This is a genomic window from Pseudomonas sp. NFACC02 (genome assembly GCF_900110765.1).
In the GTDB taxonomy this organism is placed as follows: domain Bacteria; phylum Pseudomonadota; class Gammaproteobacteria; order Pseudomonadales; family Pseudomonadaceae; genus Aquipseudomonas.
In genome coordinates this window covers 112,674-135,460 of the sequence record NZ_FOEO01000001.1, presented here as the reverse complement: position 1 = coordinate 135,460, position 22,787 = coordinate 112,674, and the positions used below count along the sequence as shown (strand labels likewise).

Annotated in this window: 28 protein-coding genes and 2 tRNA genes; 9 read left to right on the top strand and 21 right to left on the bottom strand. The window is 58.9% G+C overall.

The features are described from left to right. Position 1: 1 nt before the first annotated feature. The 6 genes from BMY73_RS00795 to BMY73_RS00770 form a co-directional block, all read right to left on the bottom strand. Positions 2–1,024, bottom strand: a complete 1,023-nt coding sequence (locus BMY73_RS00795) for an ABC transporter permease (RefSeq protein ID WP_062381414.1) — start codon at positions 1,022–1,024, stop codon at positions 2–4. Next, positions 1,024–2,088, bottom strand: a complete 1,065-nt coding sequence (locus tag BMY73_RS00790) for a microcin C ABC transporter permease YejB (RefSeq protein WP_092404319.1) — start codon at positions 2,086–2,088, stop codon at positions 1,024–1,026. Before BMY73_RS00790 ends, BMY73_RS00795 begins: the two co-directional genes overlap by 1 nt. Beyond that, entirely contained in the window at positions 2,088–3,956 is a 1,869-nt protein-coding gene (locus tag BMY73_RS00785; protein WP_092404317.1) for an extracellular solute-binding protein, read from the bottom strand. The genes BMY73_RS00790 and BMY73_RS00785 overlap by 1 nt, the downstream gene beginning before the upstream one ends. 326 nt (positions 3,957–4,282) lie before the next feature. After that, positions 4,283–4,564: a peptidylprolyl isomerase gene (locus tag BMY73_RS00780; protein WP_092404315.1), complete on the bottom strand. Its 282-nt coding sequence runs from the start codon at positions 4,562–4,564 to the stop codon at positions 4,283–4,285. A 128-nt stretch (positions 4,565–4,692) separates the two neighbouring features. Beyond that, positions 4,693–5,574, bottom strand: coding sequence for a triacylglycerol lipase (locus BMY73_RS00775; protein WP_092404313.1), 882 nt, complete (start codon positions 5,572–5,574; stop codon positions 4,693–4,695). Between the two features lie 300 nt (positions 5,575–5,874). Then, on the bottom strand, positions 5,875–6,960 hold the full coding sequence (locus BMY73_RS00770) for a 3-deoxy-7-phosphoheptulonate synthase (RefSeq protein ID WP_092404311.1): 1,086 nt from the start codon (positions 6,958–6,960) through the stop codon (positions 5,875–5,877). 710 nt (positions 6,961–7,670) lie between these two features. On the opposite strand from BMY73_RS00770, the gene BMY73_RS00765 reads away from it, so the two are divergent. Then, the gene (locus BMY73_RS00765; RefSeq protein ID WP_092404309.1) at positions 7,671–7,853 is read left to right on the top strand and encodes a hypothetical protein; all 183 of its coding nucleotides are present in this window, start codon (positions 7,671–7,673) and stop codon (positions 7,851–7,853) included. A 13-nt stretch (positions 7,854–7,866) separates the two neighbouring features. After that, positions 7,867–8,319: a GNAT family N-acetyltransferase gene (locus tag BMY73_RS00760; RefSeq protein WP_092404307.1), complete on the top strand. Its 453-nt coding sequence runs from the start codon at positions 7,867–7,869 to the stop codon at positions 8,317–8,319. 123 nt (positions 8,320–8,442) lie between these two features. On the opposite strand, the gene BMY73_RS00755 is transcribed toward BMY73_RS00760, so the two are convergent. Next, positions 8,443–8,679, bottom strand: a complete 237-nt coding sequence (locus BMY73_RS00755; RefSeq protein ID WP_082060783.1) for a DNA-binding protein — start codon at positions 8,677–8,679, stop codon at positions 8,443–8,445. An 82-nt stretch (positions 8,680–8,761) separates the two neighbouring features. Here BMY73_RS00755 and BMY73_RS00750 point away from each other — a divergent pair, with 82 nt between their 5' ends. The 7 genes from BMY73_RS00750 (at position 8,762) to BMY73_RS00720 (ending at position 13,755) form a co-directional block, all read left to right on the top strand. Continuing rightward, a complete protein-coding gene (locus tag BMY73_RS00750; protein WP_082060784.1) occupies positions 8,762–9,127 on the top strand; it encodes a helix-turn-helix domain-containing protein in 366 nt (121 codons plus the stop codon). A 190-nt stretch (positions 9,128–9,317) separates the two neighbouring features. After that, entirely contained in the window at positions 9,318–9,962 is a 645-nt protein-coding gene (gene uvrY, locus BMY73_RS00745) for a response regulator transcription factor GacA (protein WP_062381426.1), read from the top strand. Between the two features lie 5 nt (positions 9,963–9,967). After that, entirely contained in the window at positions 9,968–11,791 is a 1,824-nt protein-coding gene (gene uvrC, locus BMY73_RS00740; protein ID WP_062381427.1) for an excinuclease ABC subunit UvrC, read from the top strand. 32 nt (positions 11,792–11,823) lie between these two features. After that, complete coding sequence (gene pgsA, locus BMY73_RS00735) at positions 11,824–12,384, top strand: CDP-diacylglycerol--glycerol-3-phosphate 3-phosphatidyltransferase (RefSeq protein ID WP_062381429.1); 561 nt, start codon at positions 11,824–11,826, stop codon at positions 12,382–12,384. Positions 12,385–12,445: 61 nt separating this feature from the next. Next, a tRNA-Gly gene (locus BMY73_RS00730) sits at positions 12,446–12,521 on the top strand. A gap of 45 nt (positions 12,522–12,566) precedes the next feature. Beyond that, positions 12,567–12,640 (top strand) — tRNA-Cys (locus BMY73_RS00725). A 137-nt stretch (positions 12,641–12,777) separates the two neighbouring features. Continuing rightward, on the top strand, positions 12,778–13,755 hold the full coding sequence (locus BMY73_RS00720; protein ID WP_092404305.1) for a tyrosine-type recombinase/integrase: 978 nt from the start codon (positions 12,778–12,780) through the stop codon (positions 13,753–13,755). On the opposite strand, the gene BMY73_RS00715 is transcribed toward BMY73_RS00720, so the two are convergent. The 14 genes from BMY73_RS00715 to BMY73_RS00660 form a co-directional block, all read right to left on the bottom strand. Further along, a complete protein-coding gene (locus BMY73_RS00715; RefSeq protein WP_092404303.1) occupies positions 13,752–13,997 on the bottom strand; it encodes a helix-turn-helix transcriptional regulator in 246 nt (81 codons plus the stop codon). The two genes, BMY73_RS00720 and BMY73_RS00715, sit on opposite strands and share 4 nt — an antisense overlap. A gap of 20 nt (positions 13,998–14,017) precedes the next feature. Continuing rightward, positions 14,018–14,563, bottom strand: coding sequence for a hypothetical protein (locus tag BMY73_RS00710; protein ID WP_092404301.1), 546 nt, complete (start codon positions 14,561–14,563; stop codon positions 14,018–14,020). Between the two features lie 53 nt (positions 14,564–14,616). Continuing rightward, positions 14,617–15,066: a hypothetical protein gene (locus tag BMY73_RS00705; RefSeq protein ID WP_092404299.1), complete on the bottom strand. Its 450-nt coding sequence runs from the start codon at positions 15,064–15,066 to the stop codon at positions 14,617–14,619. A gap of 136 nt (positions 15,067–15,202) precedes the next feature. After that, positions 15,203–15,700 (bottom strand): DUF1643 domain-containing protein, encoded by a 498-nt coding sequence (locus tag BMY73_RS00700; RefSeq protein ID WP_092404297.1) that lies wholly within the window; start codon positions 15,698–15,700, stop codon positions 15,203–15,205. 65 nt (positions 15,701–15,765) lie between these two features. After that, positions 15,766–16,674: a hypothetical protein gene (locus tag BMY73_RS28460; RefSeq protein WP_256570759.1), complete on the bottom strand. Its 909-nt coding sequence runs from the start codon at positions 16,672–16,674 to the stop codon at positions 15,766–15,768. Further along, the gene (locus BMY73_RS00690; protein ID WP_092404295.1) at positions 16,671–16,991 is read right to left on the bottom strand and encodes a DUF4031 domain-containing protein; all 321 of its coding nucleotides are present in this window, start codon (positions 16,989–16,991) and stop codon (positions 16,671–16,673) included. Before BMY73_RS00690 ends, BMY73_RS28460 begins: the two co-directional genes overlap by 4 nt. A 69-nt stretch (positions 16,992–17,060) precedes the next feature. After that, entirely contained in the window at positions 17,061–18,803 is a 1,743-nt protein-coding gene (locus tag BMY73_RS00685; protein ID WP_092404293.1) for a DNA cytosine methyltransferase, read from the bottom strand. A gap of 48 nt (positions 18,804–18,851) precedes the next feature. Further along, complete coding sequence (locus BMY73_RS00680) at positions 18,852–19,988, bottom strand: DNA-methyltransferase (protein ID WP_092404291.1); 1,137 nt, start codon at positions 19,986–19,988, stop codon at positions 18,852–18,854. Between the two features lie 127 nt (positions 19,989–20,115). Then, the gene (locus tag BMY73_RS00675; protein WP_092404289.1) at positions 20,116–20,367 is read right to left on the bottom strand and encodes a hypothetical protein; all 252 of its coding nucleotides are present in this window, start codon (positions 20,365–20,367) and stop codon (positions 20,116–20,118) included. Beyond that, a complete protein-coding gene (locus BMY73_RS27730) occupies positions 20,367–20,651 on the bottom strand; it encodes a hypothetical protein (protein ID WP_139214053.1) in 285 nt (94 codons plus the stop codon). Before BMY73_RS27730 ends, BMY73_RS00675 begins: the two co-directional genes overlap by 1 nt. 66 nt (positions 20,652–20,717) lie before the next feature. After that, a complete protein-coding gene (locus BMY73_RS28225; RefSeq protein ID WP_175500107.1) occupies positions 20,718–20,891 on the bottom strand; it encodes a hypothetical protein in 174 nt (57 codons plus the stop codon). Positions 20,892–20,921: 30 nt separating this feature from the next. Beyond that, positions 20,922–21,386 carry a single-stranded DNA-binding protein gene (locus BMY73_RS00670; protein ID WP_092404287.1) on the bottom strand — a complete coding sequence of 155 codons (465 nt, stop codon included), beginning with the start codon at positions 21,384–21,386 and terminating at the stop codon, positions 20,922–20,924. Between the two features lie 14 nt (positions 21,387–21,400). Beyond that, the gene (locus BMY73_RS00665; protein ID WP_092404285.1) at positions 21,401–22,018 is read right to left on the bottom strand and encodes a lambda exonuclease family protein; all 618 of its coding nucleotides are present in this window, start codon (positions 22,016–22,018) and stop codon (positions 21,401–21,403) included. Further along, entirely contained in the window at positions 22,002–22,784 is a 783-nt protein-coding gene (locus tag BMY73_RS00660; RefSeq protein WP_092404283.1) for an ERF family protein, read from the bottom strand. Before BMY73_RS00660 ends, BMY73_RS00665 begins: the two co-directional genes overlap by 17 nt. Positions 22,785–22,787 lie beyond the last annotated feature (3 nt).

The following is a 22,787-nucleotide window of genomic DNA, read 5'->3' as shown; positions in this document are numbered from 1 at the left end:
GTCAGGACCTCGGGTCGAAAGCGTCACGCAACGCCTCGCCAATGAACACCAGTAACGACAGAATCAGCGCCAGCGTGAAGAAGGCGGTAAAGCCCAGCCAGGGCGCTTGCAGGTTTTGCTTGCCCTGAGCGATCAGTTCCCCCAGCGACGCACTGCCTGCCGGCATGCCGAAGCCCAGGAAGTCGAGGGCGGTCAGGGTTGAAATGGCGCCGGTCAATATGAACGGCAGGTAGCTCAGCGTTGCGTTCATGGCATTGGGCAGAATGTGCCGCATGATCACCTTGCGGTCGTCCAGTCCCAGGGCCCGCGCCGCTTTCACGTATTCCAGGTTGCGTCCGCGCAGGAATTCGGCGCGCACCACGTCCACCAGGGCAAGCCACGAAAACAGCGCCATGATCCCCAGCAGCCACCAGAAGTTGGGCTCGACGAATCCCGAAAGAATGATCAGCAGGTACAGCACCGGCAATCCCGACCAGACTTCCAGCAGTCGCTGGCCGAGCAGGTCCACCCAGCCGCCGTAATAGCCCTGCAGGGCGCCGGCGGCGATCCCGATCAACGCACTGATGACGGTCAACGCCAGCGCGAACAGGATCGACACCCGTGCGCCGAAAATGACCCGCGCCAGCACATCGCGCGCCTGGTCGTCGGTGCCCAGCCAGTTAATGGCGGAGGGCGGACTCGGCGCAGGCCTGTTCAGTTCATAGTTGGGGGTGTCGTCGCTGAACGGAATGGGCGGGAACAGCATCCAGCCGTCGCCCTTGCTGATCAGTTGCCGTACGTAGTCGCTGCGATAGTCCGGCTGGAAGGGCAGTTGCCCGCCAAATTCCTGTTCGGTGTAGCGTTTGAACGCAGGGAAGTACAACGTGTGTTGATAGCTGAGCACCAACGGCTTGTCGTTGGCGATCAACTCGCCGCCCAGGCTGATGAGGAAAAGGCCGCAAAACAGCCACAGCGACCACCAGCCACGGCGGTTATTGCGAAAGCGCTCGAAGCGTCGGCGAGCCACCGGAGACAGTCTGCGCATCAAGCATTCCTCGCGCTGAAGTCAATTCGGGGGTCGACCAGGGTGTAGCAGATGTCTCCGATCAGTTTTATCAGCAGTCCGAACAGCGTGAAGATAAACAGGGAGCCGAACACCACCGGGTAGTCCCGGGAGACTGCGGCCTCGTAACTCATGCGTCCCAGCCCGTCGAGGGAGAAAATCACCTCGATCATCAGCGAGCCGGCGAAGAACACGCTGATGAACGCCTGGGGAATGCCGGCCACGACCAGCAGCATGGCGTTACGGAACACATGCCCGTACAGCACCCGTCGCTCGCTGAGGCCTTTGGCCCGTGCGGTGACCACGTACTGGCGCGTGACTTCGTTGAGGAAGGAGTTCTTTGTCAGAATGGTGAGCGTCGCAAATCCGCCGATGACCAGCGACATCACCGGCAATACCAGGTGCCAGAAATAGTCGGCGATCTTGCCCAGCGTCGTCAGTTGATCGAAGTTTTCCGACACCAGACCGCGCACCGGGAACCAGTTCAGCGACGTGCCGCCTGCGAACACCACCACCAGCAACATGGCGAACAGGAACGCGGGCATCGCGTAGCCGATGATGATCGCCGTGCTGCTCCAGATATCGAAATGACTGCCGTGCTTGACCGCTTTTCGAATCCCCAGCGGGATCGACACCAGATACGTGATCAGGGTCGCCCATAAACCCAGGGAAATGGACACCGGCATCTTCTGCAATATCAGGTCAGTGACTTTGGCCCCGCGGAAAAAACTGTTGCCGAAGTCCAGTCGGGCGTAGTTCTTAAGCATCAGCCACAAGCGCTCGTGCAAAGGCTTGTCGAAGCCATACTGGTGTTCGATTTCCTTGATCAGTTTCGGGTCCAGACCGCGACTGGCACGCGATTGCCCTGCGTTCATGGTTTCGCTGTGTCCAGCGCCGATCGTGCCGCCGGCGACGCCTTGCAGCTTGGCGATGGCCTGCTCGACCGGACCGCCCGGCGCGGCCTGCACAATGAAGAAATTCACCAGCAAAATCGCCAGCAGAGTAGGGACGATCAGCAGCAGGCGCCGCATCAGGTAGCCGAGCATTATTTGACCTCCGAAGGGATGGCCGATGCACCCCGATGCTGCGCAAATTGCTCGTTGGTCAGGGCCTGTGGGCTGATTTCCCACCAGGTGTCGATGGCTTCACTGTTGCTGGCCTGGATTTTTGGAATGCCGAAACGGTTCCACCAAACGGTGGAGGAGCCTGGCGGATAGTAGTTGGGTATCCAGTAGAAACCCCATTGCAGCACACGATCAAGCGCATGGGCGTAGTCAATCATCGTGGGCTTGTTGTCAGCCTTGGCCAGGCCGGTGATCAGCGTGTCGACGGCCGGGTCGCGCAATACCATGTAATTGCTGGAGCCAGGGTCTTTTGCCACCTTGGAGCCGAAATTGTTGTACAGCTCCATGCCGGGCGAGGTGGACACGCCGTACCCGGTCACGATCATGTCGTAGTCACGCGCCATGACGCGGTTCAGGTATTGCGCCGAGTCAATCCGGCGGATTTCAAAGTCGATGCCGATCTGCGCGAGGTTGCGCTTGTAAGGCAGCAGGATCTTCTCGAAGCCGCTCTGGCCATTGAGAAACGTGAAACTCAAGGGTTCTCCGGCCGAGTTGACCAGTTTGTCACCCTTGGGCATCCAGCCGGCTTCCTCCAGCAACGCCAGCGCTTGCAGCTGTTTGTCGCGAATGAATCCGCTCCCGTCTGTCTTGGGGGCATGAAACACGGTGGTGAACACTTCAGGCGGCACCTGACCACGCAACGGCTCGAGAATCTTCAACTCGGACTCGGTGGGCAACTCCGTGGCCGCCAGGTCGCTGTTCGAAAAGTAGCTGTTCTGGCGAACATAGACGTTGCGCATCATCTGTTTGTTGGTCCACTCGAAGTCCCAGAGCATGGCCAGTGCCTGCCGCACGCGGCGGTCCTGAAACTTGGGTCGGTCCAGATTGAACACGAAACCTTGAGAACTTTGCACTGCGCCTTTCGCCAGATGGGCACGCTGTAGACGGCCGTCGGTCAACGCATCGCCGTCGTACCCGATGGAGTACCCGGTAGCGGAGTATTCACGGTTGTAATCGTAACCACCGCCGCGCAAGACCTGACGCGCAACGTCCGTGTCGCCAAAGTATTCCACTTTGAAATGATCGAAGTTGTACATGCCGCGATTGACCGGTAAATCTTTCGCCCACCAGTCGGCGTTGCGTTCAAAGGTGATGCTGCGGCCCGGGTCGACCTGGCCGATACGATAAGGGCCACTGCCGACCGGTGCTTCGAAACCGCCGCCGTTGGCAAAGTCACGGTCTTTCCACCAATGCTCCGGGAATACCGGAAGCGAAGCGAGGTCCAGCGGCAAGGTACGGCTCTCGTTGCTCTTGAAGTCAAAGCGGATTTGCGTGGGAGACTCGACTTCCACACCTTGCACGTCGCCGAACTCGGTGCGGTACGACAGACTGCCTTGGGTCATGAGCAGGTTGTAGGTGAAGCGTACGTCTTCAGCGGTAATGGGTGTACCGTCTGAAAAACGCGCCTTGGGGTTGAGATAGAACCGCAGCGACATGCCATCGGCTGCGCGCTCCATCTTTTCGGCGATCAGGCCGTACACCGTGTAAGGCTCATCCAGCGATTTGACGGCCAGAGGGGAGTAGAGCAGGCCGTTGACCTGGGACACGCCTGTGCCTTTGTCCAGGTACGGCATGATGTGGTCGAACTGACCGATTTCCTGCGCCGAGCGCCGCATGCTGCCGCCTTTTGGGGCGTCGGCGTTCACATAGTCGAAATGCCGGAAGTTGGCCGGATAGCGAGGGGCCTCGCCGTAGACGGTCAATGCGTGTTGAGGGGCGGCGGACAGGGCTTGAAAACCTGAAACTAGGACCAGTGTTGCAACCATCAGCGATGAAAAAACAAAACGCATTACACGAATCCTGACCGATGTCGTGGCACAACATCAGGGTTGAAGGTCATGAGCAGGCGATTGCGGCGTGCCCTTTGGTTTTTTATTCGTTACCTCCAGTGGCAAGGTACCGTAATGCCGGGATCTTTGTAACCTCGCAATAGAAGCTGTGACGACTTCGTTACCGCGCGTCCGCGGCCTGACGCGGTTCACGTCTTGCTCGCCGGGCCGAATCGCCAAAATAAAGCAATTTCTTTGCCGAAAACCTGACTGCGGCCATTTCCGGTGGGCTCAATGCAAACGGCCCGCTTTTCAGGGCGGGCCGTTCGAGGTGTTGCTGCGCCAGATCAGTCCTGACGGCTGGTCACTTCCAGCAGGTGATAACCGAATTGGGTTTTCACCGGGCCTTGCACAACGTTCACCGGGGCGCTGAATACCACGGTGTCGAATTCCTTGACCATCTGGCCTGGGCCGAAGGAGCCCAGATCGCCACCCTGACGGCTGGAAGGGCAGCTGGAGTTGGCTTTTGCCACTTCGGCAAAATTAGCGCCACCTTCGATCTGAGCTTTGAGTTCGTTGCATTTCTCTTCGCTGGACACAAGGATGTGGCGGGCAGTGGCTTTGGCCATTAGGAATACTCCTGTCAAAAAAAGGAAAGAGCGTACCGGATTCAGGAAGCGTTTTCCCGATAAAGTTCCAGTTCATTGGTCGAATCGATGAGTGCCCCTCAGCAAACGAAATCCATGTGTTAACGCGTCTAGAGTCCTTTGCGGAACAACAATCCCGCATGATCAACGTAAAGTTTCACGGGATCGATGCTTTTGCGCACCACCCCGGCAGTCTGGTTGATGGTGTCGACATGATCCATTGGGTAGTCGGAGCGGATGACTTTGCCCAGATGGGAGCTGAAGCGTCCCACTAGGCCGTCATTGAACGCAGTCTCCCTTTCGAACAGACGTGCGTAACTTCGAAGTGCCAGGTGCAGTGGGTCGAAGGCATTGCGTCCTTCATTGATCAGCGAATTCTGAATGCAGCCGCTCCAGGAATAATAGTGCACGCCGTTCACACGCTCGGCGCCTTCGCCGCCCCATTCCAGCGGCAGCCCTTGCGGATAAACGCGATTGAAGCGCGCCACGCCCTCAGTCGTGAGCGCATCCAGAGCCAGTAGCGGGTCCTGCGGCAGTGCGGGCCTGCCCCCGAGCAGTGCAAGAAAATGTGCAAAGCCTAACGTCAGTCGCGAAGCCACTCGTTCGGGCAGTTCGCCCGGGGAAAAGGCGCGCCGGACCCGATCTGCAACCTCCGACCCGTGGTTCGGACCGCTGACGGAGGTCACCGAAGCGACCCAGTCTGGCCTGGTGGCGGCGGCGTAACGGGCGGTCAGCGCCCCCTGACTGTGCCCGATCAGGTTGACTTTCAGATAGCCCGTCCGGTTGAGGAAACGCTCGATTTGTTCCAACAGTTGCTCTCCGCGTGTCTCGTTGTCATGAACGCCTGAGACGGCAGGCACATGAACCCGGCAACCGGCTTTTTCCAGTGCCGAAACAATGCCGTGGAACATGTCGAATTCGCCAATACGCTCAAACCCGAACAAACCGTGGACCAGAACGAGGGGGTATTTGGTGGTGACTTCCGTGTACATGAGATGACTCCCGCTTGCCTTTGAGGCGTACGAGAGTAAGGGGCATGATCCTGCGCGCAACGCCCTGTAGCGGGAGGGCGTCGAAGGTGACCAGGTCGTTGGTCAGTTGCCGGTCAAGGGTTCTGGCCCGGCCGAGGGGGCCTGTACGGCAGAGACGTATCGCGTGCAGCGAAAGTCCGAGAGACACGGAGCGGTTTTCCCACGAGGTCGATCAAGAATGTGACAGATGACCGCTGTCGTTACGACGCGTGCTCCGGGAAATCGGCCGTCTTTCTCCAGCCGACTTCCCATGTGCAGATATTACCTGTAGCGCAGTTTATTCACGGCGTCGCGAAGCAACTGTTCGGTGCCTTCCCAGCCCAGGCACCCATCCGTCACTGACACGCCGTAGCGCAGGGACTCACCCAGCGGCTGACAGCCTTCGAACAGGTGGCTCTCCAGCATCATGCCGATCAGCGTGTGATTTCCAGCCAGACGTCGCTGCAGTACGTCGTTGAAGACGTGAGGCTGACGCAACGGGTCCTTGCCACTGTTTGCATGACTGCAATCGACCATGATGCGGGCGGCGATCCGCTGTTTATCCAGGCTGGCGTTGACCCTGTCCACACTCTTCGCATCGTAGTTAGGTCCGCTGTGTCCGCCGCGCAACACGATGTGCGTGTCCGGATTGCCTTGAGTCTCGATGATCGCCGGATGACCGTGACGATCAATACCGAAATGACGGTGCGCGTGAGCGGCGGAGCGAATGGCGTCGCAGGCCACAGCAATGCCGCCGTCGGTGCCGTTCTTGAAACCGACCGGCATTTGGAGGCCGCTGGCCATTTCGCGGTGGATCTGTGATTCGGTGGTGCGCGCACCGATCGCCACCCAGCTCAACAGGTCGTCGAAATATCCGGCGGCCATCGGTTGCAGCAACTCAGTCGCAATCGGCAGGCCGAGTCGAATCATTTCGCGCATCAAGTGACGGGAGAGCGTGAGGCCGCCCGCCATGTCGTCGGTGCCGTCCAGATGCGGGTCGTAGGCAAGGCCCTTCCAGCCGACGGTCGTCCGGGGTTTTTCGACGTAGGCGCGCATCACCAGCAGCATCTGGTCGCTGATCTCGTTGGCGAGGCTGGCCAGACGCTCAGCGTATTCGAGTGCAGATTTCGGGTCATGGATCGAGCAGGGGCCGACGACCACTAAAAGACGGGTGTCTTCGCCGTTGAGAATGGCACGGACGGATCGGCGATGGGCTTCGACTTGTGCGATCAACGCAGGGTCCAGCGGCAGCTGATTCTTCAGCATCGAGGTGCTGGGCAAACGTTGCGGAGCAGGGTGGCTGTCGATCAAAGTCACCGGACTGGACGACAAGTCAGACGGGCATGTTGCAGCGACGGACGAATTCATGAGTAAGGCTTCCTGGTCGGCGGGCATCTTCCCGCGCGGACCTACTGGGGTGTTCGACAATGGGCCGTATGGGCCGAGTGTTTGGATTTGCCACCTGTCAGTGACCGATCGGAGGCGGCAGGCTGTCCCGAACGGAGGTTGCTAAATCGCCATGCAAAGTCGATGTCGTTGCGGTAATAGGTGCTGTAGTTCATGTCGTGTTCCTCGATTCGAAGCGTAAGTCAGATTTTTGAAGCGCTAAAAAAACGAAACCCCCGGTCGGGAGGCCGACCGGGGGTAGAGTTATCTCTGGTTGGCGTCCCGTGATTCGTGGGCGCCGTGTGGGTATCAGGCGCGCCAGTGGCTAAACCAATACCCATAAAAATAAGCAGCAGGCGACGCGATCGTCATTGTGTCCCGCACAGCCATCTCCACTGAGCGCGAGGCGTCAGCAGGGCGATGAAGCAGTGAAAGACTGGAAAGCAACATGTTCGGTCTCCGTTGAGTGACCGCGAGCTTACTTCAGCCGAACGCGATTATTCAATTGGAATATTCAATTGCATCGATTGCTGCGCGGCACGCGGCTGAAGTGAAGTGGTCATCGCTGCGCGTAACAGTAGAATGTCGCGACAGTCAGCCACAACGTCTATCGTCGTGGGCGGGGTAATGAGTAATCAGGGGAATGCGCAGTGTTCATATGTGGGCAGCACGGCGACGCAAGGACCCACCGAATGCCGGTCTTGATGGCTAATCATGCCGGAATCACCGGCGGCTGGCAGTCAGCAGGACGCAGTGCGTTGTGGGCTGACAGCGGGGAGCGGGTGGCGGAGATCGAGGGGGCGGGCGAGGGTTTGCTGATCGCCTCGCGCGACGGAAGTGACTGGGCGGCGCGCACCCTGACGATTTCTCTTTGAGTCGGGTGCTTCTATGATCGTAAAACACGCGAATCTGCGCCTGTCCCTTGCCACGCTCGATGATCTTCCATTTGCCCGGGAACTGACGCGCGTCAACATGCGATCGTATTACGCGCAGTACGGTCTGGTCTGGCAGCCTGCGGCATTTGACGCTGAATGGCCTCTGCGCGAGAGCTATCTGATTTGCAGGGAACGCAGTCTGATCGGCTTCCTGGGAATCACTGTCGAAAAAAACTACTTGTACCTGCGCGATCTTCAGTTGATTGAGGCGCACCGGGGCGAAGGTGTCGGGGCGTGGGCCATGGCGGGCATTGCACAGATGGCGGTTGAGAGGGGTTGTAATCGCATACGACTGAAGGTGTTCAAGAGCAATCCGGCCACCGCGCTGTATCGCCGGCTCGGCTACGCGAACGTCGGGGAGGAGGCGGCGCTGCTCTGGATGGAGCGCTTTGTAGACCAGCGCTGACAGGCGCCTCGTATCCGATTTTTTCCAACGGACGGCGGGCATTTTAGATATCGACTGCTGCATCAGTAGGCGATTAACAGCAACTTTGCGGAAATATCCTACAAATAGCAGGATTCAAATAAATTATTCTGCTTCCGCACTACCGTTATTACTCACCGGTGTTGTAGGTATCACACCGACTTTCATTCCCAGTAACACTGCGACTTTATGCGACTCGCCACGCCGGCCCTTTTTTCGGCCAGAAAGAATTTGATAAGTCGTGGCCGGGTCAACACAGTTTTCCCGTGCAAACTCTTGAACGGATTTACCTTGTTGTTCCAGCCAGGCCTTGGCTTGTGCTGCGGTGCGGATTCCGGGCATAGTTCAAAACCGTTCAAGTCTGTTTAAATTTATCTCGATTCTACCATTCGTAAGGATGGGGTCAACAAGGTTGTGCATTCAAATGAGTGGAATAGGTGCCCGTCTTAGGGAAGAACGCGAGCGCTTGGGGCTGTCGCAACGAGCTTTCGGAGAAATTGGTGGAGTGGAACCCAATGCGCAGGGCAAATACGAGAACGGAGACCGTACACCCAAGGCCGATTATCTGGCGGCGGTCGCGGCCAGGGGCGTCGATGTGCTTTACGTGTTGACGGGGACGCACACGCCGGCACCCGTCGACAACCTCAGTGAAGTGGAGGAGTGGGTGCTGGGCAGCTACCGATCCCTGGTTAAAGAAGATCAGGATGCGATTCTGCGGTTGACCACCACGCTGGCCGAGTACAAGGCGAGCTACGCACCAGAGAAGAAATCTGTTTCGGAGAAAAATTGATCGTCATCAACTGCTGTAGCGTGCGTTTGAAGATTTTTTGCAAGTTTTCTGGTCGATGGTGATAGGTTGTCTCGCTATTGTTATCGATCCTCCGGCACGGCCGCTCATGTGCTGTTTCGAGCTAGGTCCTGCACTTTCTTTTTTGCTAAGGTGACGACCAGTCGTCATAAATTGTTCGTGAGGTGTCTGCTTGATTAGGGTGCTGGTTGTCGATGACCACGATCTGGTTCGGACAGGTATCACGCGCATGCTCGCTGACATCGACGGTCTGCAGGTGGTCGGTCAGGCCGAATCCGGCGAAGAGTCGTTGAAGAAGGCTCGCGAACTCAAACCGGATGTGGTGCTGATGGATGTCAAGATGCCTGGCATCGGCGGTCTGGAAGCCACCCGCAAACTGCTGCGCAGTCATCCCGAGATCAAGGTCGTGGCGGTGACCGTGTGTGAGGAAGATCCATTTCCGACCCGTCTCCTGCAAGCCGGTGCGGCGGGATACATGACCAAAGGCGCGGGACTGACTGAAATGGTTCAGGCCATTCGCCTGGTATTCGCCGGTCAACGTTACATCAGCCCGCAAATTGCTCAGCAGCTGGCGCTTAAGTCGTTTCAGCCGCAGACCAGCCAATCGCCGTTCGATCTCCTCTCCGAGCGTGAGATCCAGATCGCCCTGATGATTGTCGGTTGTCAGAAAGTGCAGACCATTTCCGACAAGCTGTGCTTGTCTCCCAAAACTGTGAATACCTACCGTTACCGTATCTTCGAGAAGCTTTCGATCGGCAGCGACGTCGAGCTCGCGTTGCTGGCCGTACGTCACGGCATGGTCGATGCCAGCGCCTGAAAACAATGACCCAGCCGTTTGATCCCAGTGCATTCCTGTCCACGTGCAGCGGCCGTCCCGGTGTGTATCGCATGTTCGATACCGAAGGACGGCTGCTTTATGTCGGCAAAGCCAAAAACCTGAAGAAACGTCTCGCGAGCTATTTTCGCAAGACCGGCCATGCGCCTAAGACCCACGCGTTGGTCGCGCGGATCTCTCAGGTCGAAACCACCATTACCGCCAATGAAACCGAAGCGTTGCTGCTTGAGCAAACCCTGATCAAGGAGTCGCGGCCGCCGTACAACATTCTCCTGCGCGATGACAAATCCTATCCTTATGTGCATTTGTCCGACGGCGAGTTTCCGCGACTGAGCATCCATCGCGGCGCCAAAAAAGCCAAGGGGCGTTATTTCGGTCCCTATCCCAGCGCCGGTGCCATTCGTGAAAGCCTGAGTATTCTGCAAAAAACCTTTCATGTGCGTCAGTGCGAAGACAGCTTCTACAAGAACCGCACTCGGCCTTGCCTGCAGTATCAGATCAAGCGGTGCAAGGCACCTTGTGTCGGATTCGTCGAGCCGGAGGTCTACGCCGAGGATGTGCGTCACTCGGTGATGTTCCTTGAGGGGCGCAGCAACGCCTTGACCGACGAGTTGAACGCGCTGATGGAAAAGGCAGCGATGGACCTCAACTTCGAACACGCCGCTGAACTGCGCGATCAGATTGGCTTGCTTCGACGTGTGCAGGATCAGCAGAGCATGGAAAGCGGGACGGGCGATGTCGATGTCGTGGCCGCATTCGTCAACCCGGGCGGCGCGTGTGTGCACCTGATCAGTGTGCGCGGTGGTCGCGTCTTGGGCAGCAAGAACTTTTTCCCTCAGGTCGGCATCGAGGAGGAGGTCGGCGAGGTGATGTCGGCCTTTCTGGCTCAGTATTTCCTCGGGGGCGGCGAGCGAGAGCTGCCAGGTGAGGTGATCGTCAACGTGGTCAATGAAGACTTTCCTGCATTGATCGAAGCCATCGAGGCCTCGCGGGGGCGTGAAATAACCATCAGTCATCGGGTGCGGGGTACTCGTGCTCGCTGGCAGCAATTGGCGGTGACCAACGCCGAGCAGGCCCTGGCTGCACGCCTGGCGAACCGTCAGCACGTCGCGGCTCGCTTTGAAGCGCTGGCTGACGTCTTGAAACTGGACGAGCCGCCGCAACGGCTGGAGTGCTACGACATCAGTCATTCCAGTGGCGAAGCAACGGTGGCTTCCTGCGTGGTGTTCGGACCAGAAGGCCCGATCAAATCGGACTACCGTCGTTACAACATCGAGGGGGTCACGGCGGGTGATGACTATGCCGCCATGCACCAGGCCCTGACCCGGCGCTTCAGCAAGATCAAGGACGGTGAGGGTAAGCTGCCGGACATCCTGCTGGTCGACGGCGGCAAAGGCCAGTTGAACATGGCGCGCGATGTCATGAACGAGCTGGCGGTACCCGACCTTATCCTGCTCGGTGTGGCCAAAGGCACCACCCGCAAGGCCGGTTTTGAAACCTTGTACCTGAACGACGTTGCCCACGAATTCACCTTGCGCGGGGACTCGCCCGCCTTGCACCTGATACAACAAATCCGCGATGAAGCCCACCGCTTTGCAATCACCGGGCACCGTGCCCGCCGTGGCAAAACCCGACGCACCTCGACGCTGGAAGGGGTCGCAGGGGTGGGGCCGACGCGTCGTCGGGACTTGCTAAAACACTTTGGTGGGTTGCAGGAACTGTCCCGCGCCAGCGTTGAAGAAATTGCCAAAGCGCCGGGAATCAGCAAAAAGCTCGCAGAGTCGATTTATGCAAACCTGCACAGCGAGTAGAATGCCCGCTCACCTCGTAGCCAGTTGTGCCGATGAATATCCCTAATCTGATTACCGTATTACGTGTCCTGCTGATTCCGATCTTCATTTTGCTGTTCTACCTGCCTTATCACTGGAGCTACATGGCGGCCAGTTCGGTCTTCGCCATAGCAGCAGCCACTGACTGGCTCGACGGCTATCTCGCCCGACGCCTGGAGCAGAGCACACCGTTCGGTGCGTTCCTAGATCCGGTCGCGGACAAACTCATGGTGGCCGTCGCTCTGGTGTTACTGGTGCAGGCCCACGCCAATTTCTGGCTGACGTTGCCGGCGGCGGTCATTATCGGACGCGAAATCGTGATCTCGGCGCTTCGTGAATGGATGGCGGAGCTCGGCGCACGTGCGCAGGTGGCCGTCTCGAATCTGGGTAAATGGAAAACCGCCGCACAGATGCTTGCGTTGGTTATCCTCCTGGCCAACCCACCCGCGTTCACATTCTGGGTTGTGCTGGGTTACGTACTGCTGATGGTGGCTGCGGGACTGACCTTGTGGTCCATGGTGCAGTACCTCCGGGCCGCGTGGCCGCATCTGCGCACCACGACCGATGAAAAATAAGTTTTTTTAAATCAAGGGGTTGACGGGGTCATTTGAATCTATAGAATGGCGCCCACACCAAGCGGGAATAGCTCAGTTGGTAGAGCACGACCTTGCCAAGGTCGGGGTCGCGAGTTCGAGTCTCGTTTCCCGCTCCAGTTTGTACGCGTTGAGTGCTAGCAGTTTGAGCACTTTACGTTTGGGGCCGAGTAGCAAAATGGTTATGCCGCGGATTGCAAATCCGCTTACGCCGGTTCGATTCCGACCTCGGCCTCCACCCTTAGAAGCCCCGTAGACTCAGGTCTGCGGGGCTTTTTTTGTTTGCTGCGGACTCAAAAAAGCTCGGCATTTGGGACAAATCTGGGACAACGACTCAGTTTGCGTGTCCCGCGAAGCGCGGGCAGAATCCGCAGCATGGCAACTATCGAACAGCGTTCCAACGGAACATGGCGGGCAAAGATCCGCAAGAAAGGCTATCCACAATTGTCCGGCTCCTTTGACACAAAGGCGGAGGCACAGCGCTGGGCTGCCGAAATGGAAGGCGACATGTCGCGCAAGAGATTTGTCGACACTCGCGAGGCGGATCGTACCACGCTGAAAGAAGCGCTCGAGCGGTACAGGGAAGAGGTTACCGTCAACAAGAAAGGCGCCGTCCAAGAAAAGACCCGAATCAAAACCTGGTCTGAGAGCAAGTACGGATCCAAGTCCATCGCCGAAATCCGATCTGCCGATTTGGCGAAATACCGCGACGACCGGTTGGCCGAGGGGGTTTCGACCAACACCGTTCGCCTGGCGCTCGCGCTGATCAGCCACCTATACACAGTGGCGATCAAAGACTGGGGAATAGAAGGGCTGTCCAATCCGGTAACCAAGCTGAGAATGCCGAAGGGCAGTCGTGAGCGTGATCGCCGACCGACCAGCAAAGAGCTGAAGGAAGTGATCAAGGCATCCGCTGCGGTTCACAGTGAAATGCCGGTCATCATCGAGATCGCTGTAGAAACAGCAATGCGTCGTAGCGAATTGGTGTCGCTTCGGCGGGAGAACGTGCGCGGCAAGCACGCGGTGCTGGAGGACACGAAGAACGGATCACGCAGGCTGGTACCGCTTTCCGTACGCGCCCGCGAACTGCTAGATACGCTGCCCGCGCGGATCGACGGGAAGGTGTTCTCGCTGGCGCCGCACTCAGTCACACAATACTTTGTGAGGGCGTGCCGCGCAGCCAAGGTGGAGAACCTGCATTTCCATGATATGCGCCATGAGGGCACGTCGAGGCTTTTCGAGAAGGGCCTGTCGATGATGGAGGTGGCTTCCATCACCGGTCACAAGTCAATGAGCATGCTCCGCAGATACACCCACCTTTGTCCCGACTCGCTGGCCGACAAGCTCGGCTAACTCGCTCGGGCCAGCGTCGGCAACGGCTGGCGCTTTCTCCCAGGCCGCGCCGGCGTGTGGCGGCCTTCTTCGCACTCCTGCAAAAACCTCCGCACCGTGGACAGACGCCAGCAAATCCGGCTTCCCTGCTTGAAATACGGCGGCAGCCAGTACGCTCCGGCTTGCCGCGCGCTTCTGATTGACGATTCCGACCGACCCAGCAGTTTCGCCAGTTCGGGGATATGGATAATTTCCGGTTCCATGGGCTACCTCCGTCCCGGGTCTATGCGGGGTTGAGTGGTTGGGTTGCGCTGTCTATCGCAGCTCGCATCATCGAACACGTCTTCGGCGCGGCCTGCGCTTTGCACCAGTTCAACCCAACCTCGTCGAGAAACGTCGCGCTGATAAGTGGCCAGTTCTCAGCCAGCGCGGCCCACTCTTTGCCGTGCACGGCCATTTCTGCCATTCGCGGCGTCCACTCAGGGATGAGGTCGAGCAGCAAAAGGCAGCGATTCAAATCGTCTGGATCATGCGGGTGATTCCAGTGATCCTTGTCCGTGTTTCCGGTCATGTGGCAGTAGATCGCCTTCGATGACATGCCAACCCGGCCATTTAGGATCCACGCTTGAGCTCGTTGAGCGACCGTAGCCTCGGTACCTGGTATCGCGGTGTCATACCCCAGCCCGCAGCCGGCATCTTCAAGAGCTTTGACGCAGGCGGATTCGAATTTCTTTTGACTGACCTTCCCCTGCATAAGCAGGTTCATGACTGGCACGATTGCGTCCAACTGCAGCTGATTGAGGGTGTGGCCTTGTATATTGAAGGACATAGAATCTCCCGCCCGCCGTACACCGGCAGGCATGTGGATAGATGGGGAAGGGGTTACTTGTCAGATGCGCGTTTTCGCGCGGCTAGCACCAGAGCTTTCGAAGCCTTGGCGACACCACCGACTACGTCATCGGGAAGGATCGCGGTGTTGCAGTGCGGGCAGAGTGGCGCGGTCTTTGTGCTGCGCCATGCTTCGTCCATCACCTTCGCCGCCCGGCTGCGCGCTTGGAATTGTTCCGCCTCAGCCAGTTCAGCCTCGCGGCGCTTGATCCGCCCGGCCGCCGCGCTGAACATGCTCACCAGTCCCTCAAATGCATCGAAGGCCTCAACCTCGGTCTCGCAATCACTGCACCAGATGCGGCGCTCGTTGTGGTCGTAAACCAGTTTCCGGTGCTTGCAGGATGAGGTAGGTCGGCGAGTCAGTCCGCGAGAAACGCGCAGGTCCTCGATCTGAACGACGTTAACCCCGTAGATGTAGTTCTGCGGTTCAATTGGTGCGCTCATACCGCCTCCTTGATTCGGTCACACGCCGGCGCCGGCATGTACATCCCATTGCAGCGCCACACGCCGAAGTCATCGACAGTGCATTTAGCCCAATGCTCAGGGTTGCCGTACTGGGGCGGGAAGTAGACGAGGTAGGTCATGGCGTCACCCATGGGATGAGCTGAGTGTCGTAGCCAAGCATCAAGGGGTGTTTCGGTTGTCCTGACTTGGTGGTGCCGAAATGCAAGACCGGTTTGCCACTTTCCAGCAATGTGTTCAGGAGATCCTTCATGTACAGGACGTCCCCATGCTCAAGCTTGTCGCTACTGCCCCAGCACGGCACCAGAACGTCGGCTTCACGGATAATTTGGTCAAGGTGCTTGTGGTGGTCTGGCCCCATTGTGACGAGCGTCTTGCGCAGTACCTGGACGTCAGTTGCGCGAAACGAGAACACATTGCCCACGATGAAGCGATGGCCTCCATTTCGCACGGTGAAACCTCGCCACTTGCGAACGGTGGCGTCATCCAGTGTGGCGTCGGCTGTGGATGGGTTTATGCCGAAGTAGGCAAACACCTTGCTGCCTTCGAATGGCAAGCCGCAATCGCGGTCAAGCCGGTAGCGGTACAAGCCGCACTCACTGATTATCGCGGACACGATTTCTCCTCGCCGCATACGCAGCAGGCAATAGGGATAGGGTGGGGGGTGAAGGGGCGGCGGGGTTATTGCGGGGTGGCGGGATGCGTTGCGTTCCACTGCTCGAAGGCTTCCTGCGTCGTTGCCGCAGTGATCGTCTCGTCGCAGGTGTGACAGAAGGCCTTGCAGCCGCACGCGCCAACATCGCGATGCCCCTGCTTGCATGGGTTCATATGCCAGTCTTCGTCGCTCAGCGCCGAATCGAGTTCCGGGTATTCCGGCCGCGCTGGCGGGTAGGCATCTGCCGTCATCGCCTGGTCAATAGCGGCGCGCAGGTTCTCTTCGTAGTTCTCGCCGATCACGCGCTCATGCGGCTTGTCGCCCCAGTGCCCGACGATCTCAATGCTGGTGCTGTGGTCGCCGGTGTCTGCAATCGGGCTGCTGTGATGACGCACATCCCAAAATTCCGACTCCAGCGCGTCGAGCCTGCGCTTGTCTTTCTCAAGCTCATCAATCCGCTGATCCGCGACGTTCAAGCGCTGCTGGAGTGCGGCGTTCTCAGCCTGCAAGCGGTCTCGCTCATCGGCCGCTTTCACATAGTTTGCATGATGGCCTGCCTGCCATTCCTTGAACTGCTCTGCTTGGCGCTGGATTTCGGCACGCAACCCCGCTACGACTTGCGTGCACTGTTCGAGGCACGCGTTATGAGCATCTGCGTGTATGTCGTATTCATCACTGGACTGCTCAGTCTTGATCATCCGGTGAGGTAGAGACAACGACAACGGCTCGCCGGACACCCGCGCCTCAATCATCGCCCAAACAAGTTGGTATTCTGGCCAGTCGCTTTCGACCACGACAAATTCGCGCCGAGGAAGATGATTGAGCAGCGAGAACATCGGGTCGACCAAATGCCGGCGATAGTTGACCGGCACCTTCAGAAGATCTTTACGCTTGATGACGATGTAGCGGTCTTCGCGCTGAAATTCCTGACTCATAACCCCTCCTGAGGATACGTGCCCACTTCGCCCTGGTCGGCGGCGTTGGCGGCTTGGATGATTGCCTCCCGGCGAGATTTGATAAGCGCGACCAGTTCATGCCGGTCTATTTCCTTGGCGCCCAACTGGACGGCGCGGGCGCGCTTGGTCAGGCAAATGTCGTAGTGACTTTTTACCGTGCCGGGGAACTGGTGCCAGCGGCGGGCGACGCCGATCTTGTCGGCCATGGCATGCAACTCTTCCTCGGTGTCGGCGAGCATGTGGCACATCTTCATGTGCCGGTATGGGATCTGTTCGTTATCGACGTATACGGGCATGGCGATATCCCTGAAACCCCTACAGGTTACTTTTCGAGATGTAACCTCTGGAGGTTACTGTGAGGTTGGTCAGAGTTGTTTCAGAAGGCGGCGGCCAATCCAGCGCACGACCAGTACGGCCTTGCTGTTTCCGATCACCTTGTAGCGGGGGCCGTCTGCGTCACAGACGTACCAAGCCTTGCTCTTCTTGGCTTGGCGGACTTTCATGCCTTCTGCGATGCATTGCTCAATGGTTTCGGTTGGATCGAGCTTGCGCCAGCCATCCCATGGGATTTTTGTATAGTCATCGGGAAACCCTTGAAGGCGCTCGCACTCGGTGGGTGTGAGCCGGCGGACTGACGAGCCAGATGCCGAGAGCATGCCAATCGGTGTTCCCGCGCCTCGACTGCGGCCGGCAGTCGCTTCGAGTGTTGCGGCCACAATTGGCTGGCCGCGCCCGGTACCGTCCTCGCTTCCGTCGAAGCCCTCAGCTTTGAGCGTATGAGTCACCTCGCCAGTGATACACACGGCTACTTGCCCGCCGGCGTTTGCATGGCTCCCGCTATGGTTCATTGCCCGAAGCGTAGGTGAGAGTGCACCAGCATCGGCGCCATGATCCTTGCAGCTGAATGCGAGGATCGCGTTTTCTTGTCCGTGGTTGCGCCCGAGCGGGTGGGCCTTATCCTGGAGAACGTCGGGGTCCTGAGTGCCGTGCACAACCAAAAGGCCAGCTTCTGCATCCTGCTGAGTTGCGCTGCCGGCGGCCTTCCCGTTGGACTGGAGCGTTCCGGCAACAACGTAAGCCTCGGAGTCGGCTCGATGGCTGCTTTGTGCCTGAGCCCTGAGCGCAGGCGCTGTGATAGGAATATCGTCGAGCGAGTATCCTCCGGACTTTCGCCCGCCGCCAGCAAGTGTCGGCGCAACGAAGAACGTCTCGCTCTCGATGTCCAAGCGAGTGTCTTTCGCCGTGAGCGTGGCAGATCGCTCGATGGACCCTCCCAGGCCGTGCCCGCCAAATGCCGGAATGCCGCCGAACATAGTGACTGCTGGGCCTTCTTCGCCCTCGCAGTTCATGCAGCCGTAGTGTCCAAGCTCTTCAGGGAAGACATGTCCGCATCCGCACTGGAGCGCAGGGCCGAAAGGAGCTGTTCCGGTAACGTCTTGCCCCTCGCCTCGGCGCGGCGCAGTATCCCGGCGCACGCCTTCGCGCTCAAAAAGTACCTCAAGGGGATCGAACCCTCTTCGAGCACTTGCGACAACGAACACACGGCGCCGTCGTTGGGCCAGGCCGAAATATTGGGCGTCCAGGATCCGCCACGCGATTGTTCTTTTGGGTCCATACACACAACCAGCGTCCGTCCATCGCTTCCCTGAAGGCTGCAGTTCGCAGTCTTCCCCAGCAAGCGCACCAAGAAAGCATCCGAAGGCGTTTTGCTTGTCGGAAAGGACTCCGGGGACGTTTTCCCAGACGACGACACACTCGTCATCGCCGCGGGCTGTTCGAACATGGTCAACTGCATCTGCGAGCTCCACATATTTGATGGTGAGTGCGCCGCGCGGGTCCAGCAGGCCTTGGCGCATGCCGGCCACGCTGAACGCTTGGCAGGGTGTACCGCCGACGAGCACGGGCGGCGCCTTGATCTTCCCGGCGAGTACCAAGGCGGCAAGCTTGGTCATGTCGCCGTGGTTCTTCACCTTCGGGTAGTGGTGAGCCAGCACGGCGGAGGGGAAGGGCTCAATCTCGGCGAACCAGACCGGGTTCATGCCCAGAGGCTCCCAGGCAGCCGAAGCCGCCTCGATCCCCGAACAAACGGAGCCGTAGTCGATTTGCATAGCGGGATCCTCGCCGTTGGCGTGATTCAAAGTTAGGAAGGGGATGTTTCAGGCAGCGGGCGTGGCGTCGTGGAAAACATCCATCTGCGCCGCGCCATCCAGCCAGGCAGCGTCGATTCGCGCTCGAGCCATGACTGCGTATTCGGGGTTCAGCTCACACAGGATCGACCGACGGCCTTCCTGCATTGAAACCAGCGCCGTGGTACCGGCACCGCCGAACGGATCAAGCACAGTTCCGCCCCGCGGCGCGCCGGCAAGAATGCAGGGCCTGATCAGGTCAGGCGGGAATGTGGCGAAGTGGGCGCCCTTGAAACTGTGTGTGGCTACAGTCCAGACGCTGCGCTTGTTACGGGTCAGAACATCCCAGTTGCTCGGTTCCCGATCTGGGCGGTGCGTGCCTTTGCTCTGGCCGGGTATCGCCTGCTCGCGCTTCGAGCCTTCGCGCTGAAAGCTGTCACGATTGCTTCTGGCTGACCCTTCCTTGTGGAATGTTCCGTGTCCGCCTTCGCCCGTAGAGGTGTCCCATCCGGCGGGGACAGTCACTCGCGGCTTCGGTACCGCGTCAAAGCCGTGGCCGAATCCCACACCGGTAGGCGTCGGCCCATAAGCCGCCGGCTCACGAATCGCTTGCATATCGCAGTGGTACCGGCGCGACTTGCTGAGCAGGAAGATGTATTCATGGGCCTTCGTGCATCGGTCCCGCGTCGACTCAGGCATGGGGTTTGGCTTGTGCCAGATTATGTCCTGGCGCAGATACCAGCCGTCATCCTGGAGCGCGAACGCCAAACGCCAAGGCATACCCATCAGATCCTTCGGCTTGTACTCGGCATGAGTCGTCGCCTTGGCCTTCCGCTGGCTTGCCATGACCTGCCGCTGGCTGATCGTCGAAACGCCCACGCCCATATCATCCCGTCCGTGCGCGCCCCAGCTCCCCGCGTAGCTGTCACCCATGTTCACCCAGATCGTGCCGTCGTCGCGAAGTACCCGGCGCACCTCGCGGAATACGGCGACCAGTCGCGCGATGAACTCAGCGGGCGTTTCCTCCAGTCCGATCTGGCCATCGACGCCGTAATCCCGCAGGCCGAAGTAAGGCGGGCTTGTCACGCAGGTGTGAACTGACTTGTCCGGCAGCGTCCGCATCATCTCGATGCAGTCGCCAACCAGAATCTGGTGCTGCTGGCTCATGGTTCGATTCCATGCGAAAGCCTCCGACGGGTCGGTGGCGAATAGGTTTTAGGGGGGGATGAAAGGCGTTATGCCTGCGTGACAAGATCGGCCTGGTGTTATGCGACCGTTACGTCACGGCTATGCGTCACGCAATGCGAATGTGATCGTTGAGCTGATCATCCGGCATGCGGTCAGCGCCGCGAATCAGCCGTGTGATGATGTCCTGCGGTTCGTCGATGTAGGTCCGAGCCATGATTCGCTTCAACGCCGCATCATCGTTGTGATAAAGGTCCGTTACGATGCGGCGTGACAGAAGACGAGCTTCCCGGTCTTCCTTCGACATCTTGTCCCGATCGCGTTTGTCCTGCTGGCGCTGCTTTGGCGTCTTCGCTGTCATCAGCGCTTCCTCCGTTTTTTCTGCCCGCGACCATGCGCTGTCCAGCCAGCACTGCGAATCTCGTTGCCCATCTCGGCAATCATCGCGTCCACCTGCTCATTTACCAGCGGCACCAGGTCAAACATCAGCGCGTTTGGTACGGTCATGCTACGAATGGTCTTTTCGCCGTCCGGCATGAGAAACCAGAGGCTTACATCCCAGCGCACAGGTTTTGATGGTCGCGTGCCTTTCGGGAGTGTGTGGCCGCCATTTGGGCCGATCGTGTGAATAACTGAACACGTCATGGCTTATTCCGCTCGGTGGCAAGTGGTGTTGCGCCGCTCGCTTGCGGCGCTGTGGCACAGATCGTTTCATCGGCCAGCCAGCATTTCTGCCTTTTCGCGCTCGATCTGCTTTTCCAGCTTCAGAATGGTTGCTTCACCGCGCACGGCATCGGCCGGCTTCCATTTCTTCGAAGCAGCCAACAGTCGTTCGATGCTGTCGCGCATGTGCTGGATGTTCCAGTAGTGGTTGATGGTGCTCATGATCAGGCTCCTGCGAGGTAGTGGGGCGGGCTAAAAGGGAATGTCGTCGTCGAAGCTGTCGAAGTCGGGGACCGGCTTGCCTTGCTGGCTTTGAGGCTGACGCGCCTGTTGCTGCGTGCGCTGCGGAGACTGCTCCCGGTTCTGCTGCTGAGGTGCTGGTTGCGACTGCTGTTGCGGAGGACTGCTGGCGAACTTGATGATGATTACCCGGCCTGTCAGCTTGACGCCCTTGCTGCCATCGGCCTTGTCGAATGTCTCGACGTGAGCATCATCAATGGTGAAATGCAGTTGCTGACCTTTGAGCAGGTAGGGCGCCATAGCTTCGGCCTGCTTTCCCCAGAGGGTGGCATCGACCCATTGAGTAGGGCGTTTGCCATCTTGTCCCTTGCGGCCGTACTCGCAGGCGAGAGGCAGGTTGCACACGGCGTCGCCGGCGGCGGTGTAACGCAGTTCGGCGTCGCGACCGAGGCGGCCGATATCGGTAAGTGTTGGCATCGTGATTCCTTAAGTTATGCGGCTAGTCCGAGCACCTTGTTCATGCGCTCTTCGAGGATTTCGTAGAAGGTGGTCACGCGCTCGCCCAGCTTCCTAATCATCACTTCGTCGCGGTACGCGCGCTTGATGAACAGAGGCATGCCGGGCCAGTAGCACACGAAGTCGATCCACTCACGTTCAGATACCCACAGGCCACCCTGGCACTGGGCGACGTGTTCTTTGGGAATCTCGCCTGCCAGGATCACCTCAACCTGCAGCTTTGGCAGCTTGGTTTTGATCTCGGTCAGGCCAGCGGCACCGATCAGCGAGTCTGGCGAGTAGCCGATGCCATGGTTCAGGATGATGCCTACCTGCTCAGCCTTCACATCCTCGCGCGCTTCGTAAAGGCTGCGCGCGACTCCTTCATATTCGTGGCCGCGCTCGGTGTGCCGGTTGCCTTGGAAAGGGTCCGCAGCCTCGCCGGTGATGCGCTCACCGATCAGCGTGTTCATGTAGGTGAAGGCGCCGGCGCCGAAACCGGCTTCGCCTTTGCCGTTGACCAGCAGACTATCCAGCTCACTGCAGGTGATGATGCCCAGACGCAGATCTAGCCACGCCTGAGTGCCTTGTTCGACGTCACTGATTATCTTCATTGCCTTCTCCTTCGGGGTTCTTCGCGTTCTGGGCGGCCGACTTGGTGAGCATTGCCAGCACCTGGTCGAACACGGCTTTCTCGACCGCTGATGGCGTACCGTGGATACCGGCGAACGCTTTCTTCGCCTTGTCGCTGCACTTCTCCAGCAGCATCGCCAGCTGCGCAGCTTGGGCAGAAGTGACACGCGGGGTTACAGTGGCGACGCCGCCATGCCCGTCATCATCTTCGCCCGTAGTGGTGATGTTCAGCAGCAGGCCGGCGGTGTACCGCTTGCCGTAGCTGACGCTGGACGCCACGGCCTGTACGCCGTTCTTGCTGCCAGAGGTGTCGACGGGCAAAACGATGGAAGTAGTTTCGCGGTGGCCGGCGCGATGACTCAGCACGCCTTCGACCTCAATGCCTTTCTCGTTGCGCGGGGTTCGAAAGGTCAGGCCAAAGCCGTGACGGGCAAGCACCGGCTTGATCATCTCGTTGATATCTTCCCAGAGGGCATACGTGCTTTGGATGCGGCCGTTTTTGTCCTTAATGCCGCCGCGCTCGCCGATAACAGGCATTTCTTCCTGCATCTGCGAGAGCGCATCGTCGTATTGCTGTTTGGCCTGCTGAGCCTGGAAGCGCTCATGCATCGCCATCAAACGCTCCATCTTGTCGATGTCAGCGTCCGGAGACATTGCCACCTGCTGGATAATCGACATGATGGTTGTCGATTCGGTTTGCACGGCCGGCACGCGGGCGACCGGATCTTTCACGGCGATATTGCTCATGTC